At 55.1% G+C, this 14,482-nt stretch carries 12 protein-coding genes; 3 read left to right on the forward strand and 9 right to left on the reverse strand.

Going from position 1 to position 14,482, the window contains the following annotated elements:
- Positions 1 to 47: 47 nt before the first annotated feature.
- The 3 genes from VK738_06930 to VK738_06940 form a co-directional block, all read right to left on the reverse strand.
- A complete protein-coding gene (locus VK738_06930) occupies positions 48 to 413 on the reverse strand; it encodes a YciI family protein (protein ID HTD22369.1) in 366 nt (121 codons plus the stop codon).
- A 132-nt stretch (positions 414 to 545) separates the two neighbouring features.
- Entirely contained in the window at positions 546 to 971 is a 426-nt protein-coding gene (locus tag VK738_06935) for a YciI family protein (GenBank protein HTD22370.1), read from the reverse strand.
- 233 nt (positions 972 to 1,204) lie between these two features.
- Positions 1,205 to 1,474, reverse strand: coding sequence for a DUF2277 domain-containing protein (locus tag VK738_06940; GenBank protein HTD22371.1), 270 nt, complete (start codon positions 1,472 to 1,474; stop codon positions 1,205 to 1,207).
- 221 nt (positions 1,475 to 1,695) lie between these two features.
- Here VK738_06940 and guaA point away from each other — a divergent pair, with 221 nt between their 5' ends.
- Both guaA and VK738_06950 read left to right on the forward strand, forming a co-directional pair.
- A complete protein-coding gene (gene guaA / locus VK738_06945) occupies positions 1,696 to 3,255 on the forward strand; it encodes a glutamine-hydrolyzing GMP synthase (GenBank protein ID HTD22372.1) in 1,560 nt (519 codons plus the stop codon).
- A gap of 64 nt (positions 3,256 to 3,319) precedes the next feature.
- Complete coding sequence (locus VK738_06950; protein ID HTD22373.1) at positions 3,320 to 3,814, forward strand: GNAT family N-acetyltransferase; 495 nt, start codon at positions 3,320 to 3,322, stop codon at positions 3,812 to 3,814.
- A gap of 391 nt (positions 3,815 to 4,205) precedes the next feature.
- Here the strand turns inward: VK738_06950 and VK738_06955 are convergent, their stop codons facing one another.
- The gene (locus VK738_06955) at positions 4,206 to 4,778 is read right to left on the reverse strand and encodes a hypothetical protein (protein HTD22374.1); all 573 of its coding nucleotides are present in this window, start codon (positions 4,776 to 4,778) and stop codon (positions 4,206 to 4,208) included.
- Between the two features lie 355 nt (positions 4,779 to 5,133).
- Here VK738_06955 and VK738_06960 point away from each other — a divergent pair, with 355 nt between their 5' ends.
- Positions 5,134 to 5,793 carry a hypothetical protein gene (locus tag VK738_06960; GenBank protein ID HTD22375.1) on the forward strand — a complete coding sequence of 220 codons (660 nt, stop codon included), beginning with the start codon at positions 5,134 to 5,136 and terminating at the stop codon, positions 5,791 to 5,793.
- A 125-nt stretch (positions 5,794 to 5,918) separates the two neighbouring features.
- Here VK738_06960 and VK738_06965 read toward each other — a convergent pair whose 3' ends face one another.
- From VK738_06965 to VK738_06985, 5 genes are all read right to left on the reverse strand, one after another.
- A complete protein-coding gene (locus VK738_06965; protein ID HTD22376.1) occupies positions 5,919 to 8,114 on the reverse strand; it encodes a M1 family aminopeptidase in 2,196 nt (731 codons plus the stop codon).
- A gap of 327 nt (positions 8,115 to 8,441) precedes the next feature.
- Positions 8,442 to 9,617 carry a lipid-A-disaccharide synthase gene (gene lpxB, locus VK738_06970; protein ID HTD22377.1) on the reverse strand — a complete coding sequence of 392 codons (1,176 nt, stop codon included), beginning with the start codon at positions 9,615 to 9,617 and terminating at the stop codon, positions 8,442 to 8,444.
- A 380-nt stretch (positions 9,618 to 9,997) separates the two neighbouring features.
- The gene (locus VK738_06975; protein ID HTD22378.1) at positions 9,998 to 11,947 is read right to left on the reverse strand and encodes an ABC transporter ATP-binding protein; all 1,950 of its coding nucleotides are present in this window, start codon (positions 11,945 to 11,947) and stop codon (positions 9,998 to 10,000) included.
- A gap of 133 nt (positions 11,948 to 12,080) precedes the next feature.
- On the reverse strand, positions 12,081 to 13,763 hold the full coding sequence (locus tag VK738_06980; protein HTD22379.1) for a hypothetical protein: 1,683 nt from the start codon (positions 13,761 to 13,763) through the stop codon (positions 12,081 to 12,083).
- Positions 13,764 to 13,913: 150 nt separating this feature from the next.
- Positions 13,914 to 14,426, reverse strand: coding sequence for a hypothetical protein (locus tag VK738_06985; GenBank protein HTD22380.1), 513 nt, complete (start codon positions 14,424 to 14,426; stop codon positions 13,914 to 13,916).
- Positions 14,427 to 14,482 lie beyond the last annotated feature (56 nt).

Consider the following 14,482-nt stretch of genomic DNA (forward strand, 5'->3'; position numbering starts at 1 on the left):
TCTGTGCCATGGTTCCAGGACCTGAGAAGCGCTTCAGCCAGGCGCTCCTATCCCTTGGGAGCGAAGTCTTCCGGCCCGCACATCTGACGAACCTCAGTCTCGCCCTCCCAACCCGGCCAGTGTTTCTTGTGAAGTTCCATGAAGCGGACCGCCGATTCGACCGCCTCTTCCTTCGATTTCAACTCAAACTGCGCATAGCCACCGATAACCTCCTTGGCCTCGGTGAAAGGCCCATCGGTTACGGTCACCTGCCCTCCGGAGACCCGGACGCGAGCCCCCAGCGCACTTGGCCCGAGCCCCCCGCTTCCGAGCATCCCGCCGGTTTTGGCTTCCTCTTCGGCGGCCTTCGCAATAGCATCCATCAGCGACTTGGGAGGGGGCCCCTGCTTCTCGGAGTGCTTGACTATCATCATGAATTTCATCGTTTTATAGCTCCTTATGTTTTTTGGGTTGGCCAGGATTCCGGCCGGCTTGGCCGTAAATCCTGCTCTATTGATACGTCGAACAACGAACGGCAAAATCGACACGACAGATCCGCTCTATGCCTATTTTTTTGCGGATGCCTGCTTGCGCAGGCGCGCCTCCTTCTCCCTCAGCTCGGGAGTGAGTTCGGGGCCGAAGTCCTCGGGCGAAAACACCCGGCGAATTTCGACTTCGGTCTCGTCGGGGTGAGGATTGGGGCAGCGCTTGAGCCACTCGACCGCCTCTTCCATTGACCTGACTTGCCATAGCCAGAAGCCGGCGATCAGCTCCTTCGACTCGATGAACGGTCCGTCAATCACGGTGCGCTTGGCTCCCGAGAACCTGACACGCTTGCCCTTCGAACTCGGGTGCAGCCCCTCGGCCGCAAGCATGATGCCGGCCTTCACCAGCTCTTCATTGTATTTCCCCATTGCCGTAAGCAGCTCAGTGCTCGGCATAACCCCCGCCTCTGAGTCTTTGCTGGCTTTGACTAGTACTATGACTTTCATCGTCTTTTCTCCTATGTATTTTTTGGCTTGAGCTGGGCTTCCGACGGGTTCTGACCGGCTGAATCCTCGCTCTATTTAGACGTCGAACGGGAAAAGCCGAGATCGACAGGTCCAGTATCTTAATTTCGAGAAGTATTTGTTGAAGGGCCGTCAGGCTTTAGATAAAGCACATCCACAGTTTCACTTACCTGCCCACATTCATTCATGATCTTGGCCGCACGTACTGGGCAACCTCAAGCACCGAATCTCTCCGCGGCGCGAGCCTTCGCTCTTGCCGCTTCTTCTTCCCGATTCTTGGGTGGTGCGTTGGTTTCGAGCGAACGGAGAAGACGAGTCGAAACGTCGGCTACTTCATCGACTGCTGCCAGGAACGCGGCTTCGTTGGCCTTGGAGGGTTTGTTAAAGCCGCTGATTTTTCTCACGAACTGGAGTGCAGCAGCTCGGGTTTCTTCCGGAGTTACGGGCGGATCGAAGTTGAAGAGGGTTTTGATATTCCTGCACATTGGCTGTGACCTCAAGTTATCAGAACGCTAAGCCGCGCGAAAAGACGTTAGCCGGCTTCCGCGCAAACTTTATCTTAACAATCCTGTGACGTTCTTTGCATCACGGGCAGCCGCCTCTTCGGGGGTTGCCGGCCTTGGTCGTGCAGCCGGCATACCCGAGACGGCCATTTGCGAAATCAAGAAATGCTTTCCCTCTGTATTTGGACTGATAAAATCAAACCATGCAGACTCAAGCTCCCGCCCAGTGCATCGTCATCCTCGATTTTGGCGCGCAATATTCGCAGCTTATCGCGCGGCGTGTGCGCGAACAGAATGTGTTTTCAATCGTACTGCCCTGCACGGCGACACTGGAAGAAATTAATCGCTACGCGCCGGCGGGCATCATTCTGAGCGGCGGGCCAAGCTCGGTCTATGACAAAGATGCTCCTCCGGCGGATGAGCGCGTTCTGTCGCTTGGCGTCCCCGTGCTTGGCATCTGCTACGGATTGCAGTTCATCGCCCATAAGCTGGGCGGCAAAGTGAGTCCCGCCGAAAAGCGGGAGTACGGATACGCCGAGGTTGAGCTGCTGAACGGCTCACCACTCTTTAAGAACCTGCCGCGCTCATCGCAGGTATGGATGTCTCACGGCGACGAGGCCCTTGATCTGCCTCCCGGCTTCAAGCGCACCGCCCAGACTTCAAATGCGCTGGCTGCCATGGAAGACCAGCAGAAAAAGATTTTCGCAGTACAGTTCCACCCCGAAGTGCACCACACCAAAATAGGAACTGAGCTGTTGCGCAACTTTGTCTTTGAAATCTGCCATGTCGAACCCAACTGGACTGGACAAAAATTCATCGATGAGACCGTGGCTTCGATTCGTGAAACCGTGGGCACGGGCAGGGCCATTTGCGCTCTGAGCGGTGGCGTGGATTCTGCCGTCGCGGCTGTCCTGGTCCACCGCGCCATCGCAGACCGCCTGACCTGCGTCTTCGTGAACAACGGTGTGCTGCGCAAAAACGAATTTCAGAAGGTTCAGCAAAATCTGCACGATCGTCTGGGACTGAACCTGGTGGCGGTAGACGCCTCACAACGGTTTCTTTCCAAGCTTGCCGGTGTGACCGACCCGGAAAAGAAACGCAAGATCATCGGCAATGAATTTATCGCTGTTTTTGACGACGAAGCCCAACGCATCGAGCAGGTTATCGGCAAAGTGGATTGGCTGGTGCAGGGCACGTTATATCCCGATGTCATCGAATCGCGCCCGGTGCGCGGTTTCTCGCAAACCATCAAATCGCACCACAACGTTGGCGGCTTGCCCGAAAAGATGAAGCTGAAGCTCATCGAACCGCTCAAAGACCTTTTCAAAGATGAGGTCCGGCGCATCGGCCGCGACCTGGGCATGCCGGAAGAAATCTTGCAACGCCAGCCCTTTCCTGGTCCGGGACTGGCTGTGCGTATTCTGGGCGAAGTGACAGCCGACCGCGTGGCACTATTGCAAGAGGCCGACGACATCGTCGTCAGCGAAATCAAGAAAGCCGGACTCTATAACAAGATATGGCAATCGTTCGCGGTGCTGCTGCCGGTGATGTCAGTAGGCGTGATGGGCGACATGCGCACCTATGCCTACACCTGCGCCGTCCGCGCTGTGCACTCGGAAGACGGCATGACAGCCGACGTCGTGGACCTGCCGCATGACGTCCTTACCCGCATCTCCACCCGCATCGTGAATGAAGTCAAAGGCATCAATCGTGTGGTCTACGACATTACCTCCAAACCACCCGGCACCATTGAGTGGGAATAGGGAATTACGATTTGTGAAGTACGATTTACGATTTTTGTCCGTCCAGCTTTCTTGTCATCTGGGAATGAATAAAAGAACAGAGATTGCTGACCTGCGCCTGCGAGTTGCAGCCAACGTGGACTCAGAAGCAGTTGCCCGCCTGGTCAACGATGCCTTTCGCCTCGAACGACTTATCTTTACCACTGAAGATCGCACCAACCCTGAAGAAGTGCGGAGCATGATGAGTAACGGAGAATTTCTACTCGTCGAAGACGGCGCGGCACTTGTGGGTTGTGTGTACCTGGAGCCCCGCGGTGAACGCTGCTACCTGGGATTGCTGTCCGTAGAACCTGTCCGGCGGCGCTCCGGGTTAGGCACCTGGCTCATGACGATTGCGGAAGATCACTGCCGCGCAGCCGGAGCCCGTGGCGTTGATATTCAGATCGTGAATCTGCGGAAAGAACTGCCAGATTACTACCATCGCCTGGGATACGTGGAGACCGGAACCGCCCCATTCCCAGCTCATGTAAAAATCAGCCAGCCTTGCCACTTCATCAAGATGTCAAAAGAATTATCTTAAGCCCTAAATTAAGAACGTAATCTGTTGTCGTTGAATCTTGTCCCCCCTCCCCCCTTGCTTGCTAAGGGGCGCATCGTAAGTTGTTTTGATTCAATGACAGGTAGAAGGTCGAAGCGTGGCAGTAGATGAATGTATTGATGTCGCAGTGTTAACGCATCACTTCGTCTATGACTACACTATACCCATGGGCGGAAATGCTCACCTGAATGCCAAATGAACGCTGTAAGCGGCCGCGATTCGAGCATTAAAGATTTTTGGCACAAAAGGGATTCCTCCACTCCATGTCGGAATGACAAGAGCGGGCTTTTTTCGTGGTTTCTGAAGCTTCGTCTTTACAACTTCCGAAGCTTCGGCCTGCAAGATTTCTTTGGAACTGCTTTTTTCAGTCTGTTTACTTACCTTCTTTCTCTTGGTTGGCCCGGAATGGAGGGCTCACGGTGATGGCGCCCGGGACCGTGTCTTCCGAATTGAAACTTGAGGTCATATCGGTGCCGTTCAGGTGGAAGTGCGGTGTTTTGCCGAGATGACCGGCAACGCCGGAGAGCAGTTGCTCTTGTTGAGCGGCTTCTTTCAGGGAGCGGAGCAGGAGGTTGGCCATATTGGCGATGGCTTTGGCGGCGCGGAGGTCTATCTCTCTACAGCGGAAGAGGTTGACGGTCTCGGCCAGCAGTTTGGCCACGTCGGAGGGAGTTTCCAGGGGAATGGCGGAGAGACCGGGAGGCATGGTGGCTGTGTCAGCCTCACGGCTGCGGGCTTCGCCGCCTTCTTGGCGGGCTTCTTTCCGTACTTCTTTCCGCACTTCTTTCTGCACTTCCTTCTGCACTTGGGCTCGTTTGTTTTTCTGGCCGGGGTCGTGGAAGAAGCAGTAGGATTTGCCGGTTTGGACCTCGGCGTGGCAGCGGGCGCCGATTTTACTGATGTGCTGGCAGCGTGGTTTTTTGGTGGAAATTTCCGGATGAGTCATATTCATGGTCTCCTTAATTTGTTTGACACATGAAATATGATGACCCAAGTCAGGGCGGAATGAACATTTATGATACCATTACGGTATCATTATGGCACTAGAACAATTCCACAATTGGTGTATCCCGGCAAGCACCGGGGCTGAAGCCCAGTTGTTTTCGAATCTCAACGCCGGCCTGAAGGCCGGCTCTTCCACGGCAGGGGTACAGCAATTGTGGAAGCGCTATCGTGTACAATCTCTGCAGTTTTCGAAGTCAAAAAAGAAATTCCGGTTTGCACCTTCGTGGCCAGTACTTGCAGGAAGAGATTGTAGCTTGCTGAAGTAGATTTTAAGACAAGCTGTGGAGGAAGGACACATGCTCAAATGGGGTGCCGTGATCACGGTCTTCTACGCGCTGATCGTCGTGTTTCTTTTGGCGCCGCTGGCAGTAGTTCTCCCTTCTCTCCCTTCTGATACTGTAGGTCATATTAACTTCCCATATCTCTACAAACAATGGGCGGTGTGGATTCCAATTGCGATCGCCCTGATCAGTCAGGCGCTGCTCCTCTTTTTGTCCGTGGATACGTCCTGGCGACGGCTCAAGCCCCGGGCTCATATTCTCGTTTCCTGCTTGCTTACTGCCACATTGCTGGCTCTGTTAACGGGGGCTGCCATCCTCTGTTTATTATTTGGAGTTTCCAAGGACTACTTGGTGAATGCGATCGGCGCCTTGGGTTGCTGGGCCGGCATTTGGGTAGCATGGATAATTGTGTTTTATTTGTATGGCCGGAATTCCAGTGCGCTGATAACGCGGGCAATCTCGTGGTTGCTCAAAGGCAGCGTCCTGGAACTTCTGATAGCAGTACCCGCTCATGTCATTGTGCGCCGCAGACATGATTGTTCAGCGCCGGTGGTAACCAGCTTCGGCATAATCACCGGACTTGCGATCATGTTGATGTCATTTGGCCCCAGCGTACTCCTGCTTTACAAAAAGCGCCTGGACGAGTACGCGACCCGCAGATCAGTAGCCAAGTAGGACTATCTGACAAAACTGCAGATGAACCTGTAAGCGCGGAGCCGCAGCTTTGCCTTTGAGACCGCGCAGGTAATACAGCTTTAAACCAGTCTTAGTAAATCCCGCCTAACAGCTAAAGACTGTTCTTATTGTCCGCTGCTGCCCTTGCTGTCGCGCTGGTAGGGAGCCGCCAGGTATTTGCGCGCTTCATCAAGAGCGCCCTGAAAATTGTCGTTGGTTTCGAGCGCCCGCCGGTATTCATTGACAGCCCGGTTGCGCTGGCCGGTGGTATCGAAGATTTTCCCTAACTGTATGCTGCTCCAGACCTCGGTCCATCGGGGTTCGCCATCGCCCTCACGGGCAGCGCGGTACTCATTGGCTGCGGCCTGGTAGTTACGCTGCTGAAAGAAGACCTCGGCAATGCGATAGTGGGCCAGGGAGCTGTTTTTGTTGATCTCCAGCGCCCTTTGCAACTCGGTCAATGCCTGCGCCAGGTCGCCCTGCTGCACGAGTTGCTCGCCCTTCATAATGGCGACCCGCAGCTTGAGGTCACCCGAACTCTTGAGCACACGATTGTCGGGGTCGATGGTGATCTTGCGCGGCATGCCGAAGGTTTCAATGGTGTAAGGAGACTCGGTGCCCACGACCTCAATGCGCTTATCTTCGGGCTTGCCGTCGGTATCAATCTTGAGCTTGACCGGCATGCGGAACAAGTCGAGGTCCTGGCTGATCTGGCCGCTCACACGGAAGCCTTTCGGGATGCGGTAAACCGTGTACTTGTTCTTGAATTCGGGGGCGCCGGTCGAATCCAGCCATTCCGCGAAGAACCACTCCAGGCGGTCACCGAAATGTTGTTCTGCAATCTGCCGGAAATCATTGCTGTTGGCCGCTTTTCCGGCAAACTGCATGGCGAACTGGCGCATGGTATTGTCGAAAGGTTCGTCTCCCATGACCCAGCGCAGCATCTCGAACATCATGGCGCCCTTGTCGCTGGAGAGAGACTGCGCCTCCGGCGAAAATGGCGGCAACTTGCCTACACTAGCCAGAGGGATATTGTCATAGGCAAGCGCGCCCACTTCCATGTCTTTCACTGCTTCCTCGTAACCAGCTTCACCGGCGGCGGACTCAATATAACGCGCCTCGGCATAGCGCGCGGCGCCGTCGCGCAGCCAGCCGTCCTCTGTTGAGGATGGACTTACGCTTGCGCCCCACCACTGGTGCGCTATGGTATTGGCCAAAAGGCGGTAGTCAACTTTAGCGTTTACCGCGCGGCTGGCGATGGCCGCGACCTCCGGGGCCCAGGCGTAGGGAACCGTGTCATCCGGTAACTCCACAATGTTCAGAGTTGAAGACGGAGCCGGCCCATACATGGAAGAGAAATAAGAAAACTCTTTACCAGCAGTTTCGGCATACGAGGTGGCGAATCCGGCGTGGTTAGTAGGGAAGAAGACATGGATGTTCGCCCCATTTAACTGACTGGCGGTCTCCTGAAATTTCCCGATGATAAGCGTGCCAGGAAAGCTGGGTTTCTGCCAGGCGAAGCTGAAAGTTGTACTGCCGGTGGGAGCCACTGAGTGCGTAGTCACCGGCGGCGCAGTCTTGGCAGCGGTACTGGTCGTCCTGCGAGTTCTGGTGGTGCTTCGCCTGGTAGTTGCGACATTCGGGGTAGCCGGAGTTTCCGCAGCGCGGCGGCGCAGAATAGGCGCGGTTCCTTCGTTGGAAGAGTCATTCGCAGTGTTTTCCGGCGCGGCAGCGGGTTGTTCTATGGTCATCGTTATGGGAGTTGACGGTGTAGTTCGTCCACTGCCCACGATGGTGTATCCCGCAGGGACCGCGACGTTAATCTTGGCGGTAAAGCGGTTAATGCCATATCCATTTACCGGAAACCATCGGCCTGCGTACAACAGGTAGCTTGTGTCTTCGCCGATGTAGGCCAGCTTCAGCCCTTCCACCGGGCTATCATCGGCCGAGCCGAGTGCGCCATCGTAGTCGAAGGTCAGGGTTGTGCTGTCATCTTTGGCCAGGGTCTTAGGCAGAGTGAGGCGTACGGAGTTGTCCTGGCTGATGCGTTCAAACTGTATCTTCTCTCCAGAAGCGCCGGTTACATGGTTGACCCGCAAGGCATTGTGCAGTTCAAAGACAGCGCTGTTGATATCATCCAGCGCCGTGAACTTGACCTGCGCCGTAGCGTGCAGATGATGCGACCGGGGTGTAACCGCCGCGTTGATGACGTAGTCATCCACCCGCAGGCGTGGTCTTTCGGCGGCAAATACCGTCGCGATGAGAACAAGGACGAGCAGAAATACAACACTGCGTCCCAAGGGCCGTAGCTTGAGCTGCATATCAGGAACTCTCCAGAAGGTGCTCTACGTATGATGAAAATTTTACACGAAAAGATGTTTAGAGCTTGTCTTTACCTTGTCAAATTGTATCTCTCAACAGCGCTGATTTTGAAAAAGTTAACACCCTTGGCAATAAAGAACAGGATGAGCAGCCTAAAAACCCTTGGTCCCTCCACTTCGCCGCTTTTTATCTAAGGGCTTCGCAGCCAACAGAAGGCTGCTACGCCCTCGCGTCCGGCTCGCGCGCGACAGCGCTCGCCATCCGCTCACCCGCGCGGCTTCGGTCGGGATGACAAAAGCCGGAGTAGGAGTTTTATGAAACATGCTCTAAACGCTTCTCATGATTGCATCGGCAGCGCATTCTATGGCTGGCCGCTGCCCTTCATGGCGCAATTCAGTCTGGACTTCGGCCAATCCTGCCAGCATCTGCTCGCGGGGCTCGCCATCGGAAATGATCTGCTTGAGATGTTTCACCACATTTTCAGGCGTGAAGTCGTTTTGCAGCAGCTCAGGAATGATCTGGCGGCCTGCAATCAGGTTGGGCATGGCTACATAAGGGACTTTCACCAGCCGCTTGGCCGCAAAAAATGTAAGTGGCGACAGCCGGTATACAGTGACAAAAGGCGTTCCCATCAAGGCAGCCTCGACGGTTGCCGTCCCGCTGGTGACGGCTGCGGCGCGTGAGTGCAACAACGCAGCAGCCGCATTTTTTACAGGAATCATGGAGGTGAGCACATCAGGTTTGCCGGCTGCCAGCTCAGTTTGCGCCATCATGTTTCTAAACCACCCCGTATCCAGATTTGAAGCGACGGGGAACAGGAATTGATAGCTTGCGTTTTCAGCCTGTAAAAGTGCGGCTGCTTGCATCATCGCCGACAAATTGGCTTTCACCTCTTTGCGGCGGCTGCCGGGAAGCAGGGCAATCCACGTGCGCGATGCATCGAGCCCGTTTTGCTGGGCATAAGCCTCGCGCGAGATGTCCGGCTTGGGCATGTCGGCGAGCGGATGTCCTACGTACTCCACATCCACGCCGTATTTGCGGTAGAAGTCCTCTTCAAAAGGGAAGATGCATAGAACTTTTTTGACCCAGCGCTGAATGCGTTCCACCCGGTACTCACGCCAGGCCCAGAGCTGTGGGGCTACAAAATAGATCACGGGGATGCCGCGCGCGTGCATCTCGCGGGCCACGCGAAAGTTGAAGGCCGGGGAATCAATCACAATGGCAACGTTCGGTTTTTGCGGGGCCTGGTCCACAGCATGCAGCAGCTTGCGGAACTCCGCGTAGATTTTGGGCAGGTGGCCGAGGATCTCGGTCATGCCCACGACGGCAAGGTGCCGGGAGTCAACGATGATCTCGCAGCCGGCGGCGCGCATGCACTCGCCGCCTACGCCCAGAAACTCAAGGGGCTCATCTTCGGTGCGGGCGCGTCGGCGCAGGGCCACGGTAAGCTGGGCCCCGTATAAATCGCTGGATGCTTCTCCTGCCGAGATGAGGAACTTCATGGTGTTAGAAACTTAAGAATCATCAAGATTTTAAGATTGAATAGTTATTTAAAAACAATCTTATAAAAAATAAAATTTCAGGAGCTGTCGCGTAAGTAAGCTTTGATTACATTACCGCTTGGTTCCCAGGGGCTAAAGCCCGATTTTTTGTGATCCTTAACGCACAGCTAAAGCCGTGCTCTTCCACGGTAGTACAAACATCATTGTGGCCCCGATCAGTCCCGCACCCTGACAAACACGGTAGCAGAGAGTTTCGGCACAAAAGGGATTCCTCCACTGCGTGTTCGGAATGACAAGAAAGCCGACTCTTTCCGCAAGCTCTGAAAGCCGTGCTCTTCCACGGTGATCCACCCTGACACACGGGCAAGGTTTAAAAAGGTTTAATCGTCTGCCCCGACCAGTTTTTCTGTGCCATTTGCTGCGGCCGACAAGGAGATTTCCTGGTCTTTATATTGCAACTGATAGAGCTTCCAATAGATTCCGCGGCGGGCCAACAGTTGCTGGTGGTTTCCGATCTCGCGCACGCGGCCCTTGTGCATAACAATGATCTTATCGGCGCGCTGGATGGTCGAAAGCCGGTGGGCCACGACGACCGAGGTGCGTCCCTGGGTGCCGATCATGCGGTTGAGGGCGTCGCGCACGTGGAATTCGGTTTCGGTATCAACGCTGGAGGTGGCTTCATCCAGGATCAACACGCGGGGGTTATGGGCCAGTGCGCGGGCAAAGGAGATAAGTTGCTTTTGTCCGGTGGAAAGTGTGGTGCCACGCTCGTGGACGGGCTCCTGGAAGCCGCCGGGCAGCTTGCGGATAAAATCGGCCACGTTGACCTGTTCGGCGGCCTGCTCCACGGCTTCGGATTCGATCCAGTCGCTGCCCAGCCGGATATTCTGCTCAATGGTCCCGGTGAAGAGAAACGGATCCTGTAATACCATGCCAAAGTTGCGGCGCAATTCGTCCAGGTCCATCTCGCGGACGTCCACGCCATCTATGCGGACGGCGCCGCGCTGCACATCGTAAAAGCGCAGCAACAGGGACAGGATAGTGGTCTTGCCTGCGCCGGTGTGGCCCACAATAGCGATGGTTTCGCCGGGTTCGATGGTAAAGGAGACGTCGCACAGCACCCAGTCGGGCTCGCCGGCCTTGGATTCGTGGGCGCGCGCCACTTCAACGGGCGCGCCATCCTCGGCTTCCTTCAGCGGTACGTTTCTGTAAGCGAACCAGACGTGATCGAACTCGATGCGTCCGGGGCCCAGAGGCTTTTGAGGAGAAGGTGGCGTGACGATTGCCGAGGGAGTATCGAGCAGCTTGAAGATGCGCTCGCTGGAGGCCATGGCGCCTTGCAGGATATTGTATTTTTCGCTGAGATCCATGATCGGGCGGAAGAAGCGCAGGGCGTATTGCATGAATGCCGTCAGGATGCCGATGGTGACCGCCCCGCGCAGCACTTGGCTGCCGCCGAACCAGATGATGGCAGCGATGGCAAGCGACGACAGCACTTCCACCACGGGGTAGTAGACGGAGTAGGCCATGATGGCGTCTTTGAAGGCATCCATATGGGAGGCATTGATATCTTCAAAGCGCTTGTAGGCGCGCTTTTCGCGGTTGAATAACTGCAACACCATGATGCCGCTGACGTGCTCCTGCATGAAAGCATTGATGCGAGCGATGGCGGTGCGAATGCGGCGGTAAGATTCGCGCACCGAGCGGCGGAACAGCGTGGTGACAATCAGGATCAGGGGCAGGACTGCGAGAGTGATCAGCGCCAGCCACCACTTCATGGTCAGCATGACGGCGACGATGCCAACCAGCACAAAAACATCTTCAATGATCGAGACCACGCCGGCGGTGAACATTTCGTTCAATGCGTCCACGTCGGTGGTGACACGGGTCACCAGACGGCCGACCGGATTCTTATCGAAAAATCCAACGTGCATGCCCTGGAGGTGACGGAAGATCTGGCTGCGCAGATCAAACATGACCTTTTGGCCGGTCCATTGCATGTAATAGGTTTGGGCAAATTCGAGGAAGAACCCGAAGCAGAGCAGAAAGACGTAAATCGCGCCAATCTGGGCAATGCCCACGAGCGGTTGCGGACTCAACCAGCGCTCAAGGCCAAACAAATTGTGCGCGCCTGGCTTGGGGGCCAGATATTTATCAACGGCAACCATGGTCAGGTAAGGGCCCAGGATGTCGGCTGCGGCTTTGAGCACAATGGAAACCAGGGCAATCGCTACCTGCCACTTGTAGGGACGCAAGTAGGTGAGCAGCCGCTTCATCAGCCGGCTGTCATACGCTTTGCCCAGTGCTTCTTCTTCGTGGATATTGGCCATGCGACCTGTGAATATTGTATAGACGTTCTGGACGTAATGGTGGATGCAAAAGAAAGACGCAGTCGGAAAGAAGCACTCAGCCGCGAGAGCCAAAGCTTGACCGCAGAGAGTGGGGAAGAACGCAAAGGGGCGTCTAGGGCGCGGTGCGTTTTGCGAAGTATCTTACGGGGCGCGCCCCTCTTACAAGCGTGACCTCTGCGACGAGAGTGTAATTGTCTTGAATAAATTTCTTCAACTCCTCGTCGGATTCGTATCCATCGTCCTTGGTCCAATCCCACATGAACGCATTTGGCGTAGCAGAGTCAATAAACAGATCAGGCATGGAGCTGCGCAAGTCTGCGAGGAAGCGGCTACGGAAATAGGGCTGCAAGGGGCCTTTGGTAATCACAAGAGCTGCCACCGCATCGCGAGTTGCCGGCGGAATTCCGGTGAGCACATAAACGCCGGGGGTCCATCCCCATATCGCCAAGCTCTTCACGGAACGGGTTTTTTGTATGACGCCGACCATATCGGCAAGCCTTTCATTGGTCTTCAGCCGCGGATTGCTTGCATAGAACGACTGGGAGGAGCGAGCCTGGTACGCGCTGAAAACTGCAAGCCCCCCCAACACAATAATCGAGAACAGCATTGTGTACAGTCGTCGGGAGCGGGACTGTTCTCCGGCAGGCCAATCTGTATTGGGGGAGGCTAACGTCACAGCAAGGCAGGTTACGGGAAAAATGAGGAACTGTGTATGATGATCAAATATTTTTGCCGGCCTGCACACGGCAAAGAGCGCGGCACCCGTATAGGCAAGTATGCCCGCGAATATCCAGCGATGCGCTGCCGTTGGCAACCATGGTGCCTGGCTTCTGAGGACACTCAACAAAAACAGGACGAAAGCGAATCCGAAAATGTTCAGAAGCTGCTGGGCGTGGGGTTGCGCGAAGAAATAAACGCAATGATCTATCAATTGTTTTACGGTGAGTGGGCCCGCCCAGAAAAGGTTCTCAAGTATGTAGGAATTCCAGAAATCCCTCAACGATCCGCATGCGATCAGTACAGCAAGCATGATCACAGTCGGGAGAAGGGCCCCACTGCAGAGCACGATCGTTTGCAGCGTCCGCTGCCGCAGGCTCAGGGAGCGGCTGCCGAGAAACAAGGTTGCGGTAAAAATCACGAGACCGAGTACGGCAGCGATCGGCGCCGCCTGTATTTTGAACCACGGAGCCATGCCCAGCACAAGACCGCCCAAAAAAAGAAGAAGCTGCTGGTGCGATTCACTGCGTGAGGGAAAATCCTGGGACCACACCAGGAAGCTATAAAACCCCAGAATCAACATCAGTGCTGGGAAAAGTTCACTCGAATAGTGCAGAAAGTCCGGACTGACCGTGTCGCCATAAAAAAGGACCATCGAGATCGCTCCCAGAAGCGCGGTTATCTTGGAACCAATCCGGAGAAAAACGAGATAGGACAACAGCACCTGCACACTGACCAGCACAGCCGCAAGCACGTGCGCCATGAGGTAACTCGGCTTGAACCCCATCCCCAGCAGGATGGATATCGGATAGGAATTCAGAGGTCCGCTGGACGTCGGATCTATACCTTTCCATGGACGCGGATCCTGAAGAAACTTCATGCCCTGGCTCAGCCATTGGCTTTCATCAACGTTCAATTCATATGGAAGGACGATGCTCGGCAATCGCATCAAGACGAGACACCCGAGTAATACTGCCGATACGATCACCGGGGACAGAAACGCAAAGCTGGAGGGATGCTGCAATAGCATTGCGCTGGAGTGTTCAGCCTGGCTGCTCGCAGTGGCGTGCATTGGCATAGTGTATCGGCTACCGAGTTACCTCGTCACTTGGTCCCACGTCTCATGAGTGCTGAAGAGTAAGAACCTGTACAAGAGATTTTTCCGCTGGAGATGGTCGACCTGCGGGGTTCTGACAGGATGCAGCAGGGCATCAGTTGTAGGCCGGTGCTAGTTGGTAAATGGGCGTTGGAAGCTGGCATCAATGCCGGTGACGACGACTTTTCCGTTTTCCCGGCCGATGGTGGCTCTTTCGTAATCCTGCATAGTTCCCGTAGATCCGTAGTCTCCCTCGGCAGCCAGATACGTAGTTACGGTCTGGATGGCAGTATAGGTAATCACGGCGGAGTTTCCGTCAGGCGCAATGGTGATATGGAGGTTGGTGCGCTGAATTTTGTTCTCGCGCAGCCTGGGGAAGACGCGCTTAAGATTTGTCCGATAGTGCTCACGGTTCATGGAAACCATCTGTAGCCCGGTGGAGCTGTCCATAACCACTTTGAGCAAGGCATCTTTGCCGATGTTTTCGCAGACCGCGTCTGGATCTTTGCTATGTTGGGCCTTGCTGTCACTTTCCAAGAGATTGAGGACATCTTGCTTGGTGATAGCTTGTGCCACGGCGTGCGTGGCCGCGAGCACAGAGGCAACCATGAGAACAAATGCGCAGACAAGCTTTCGGGTGTACATATTATTTCTTTTCAAGATCAGCCGTACATAACAGAAGCACTCAGCAGTCAGACGCC

The organism is Terriglobales bacterium, assembly GCA_035487355.1.
Classification (GTDB): Bacteria; Acidobacteriota; Terriglobia; order Terriglobales; family Acidobacteriaceae; genus QIAW01.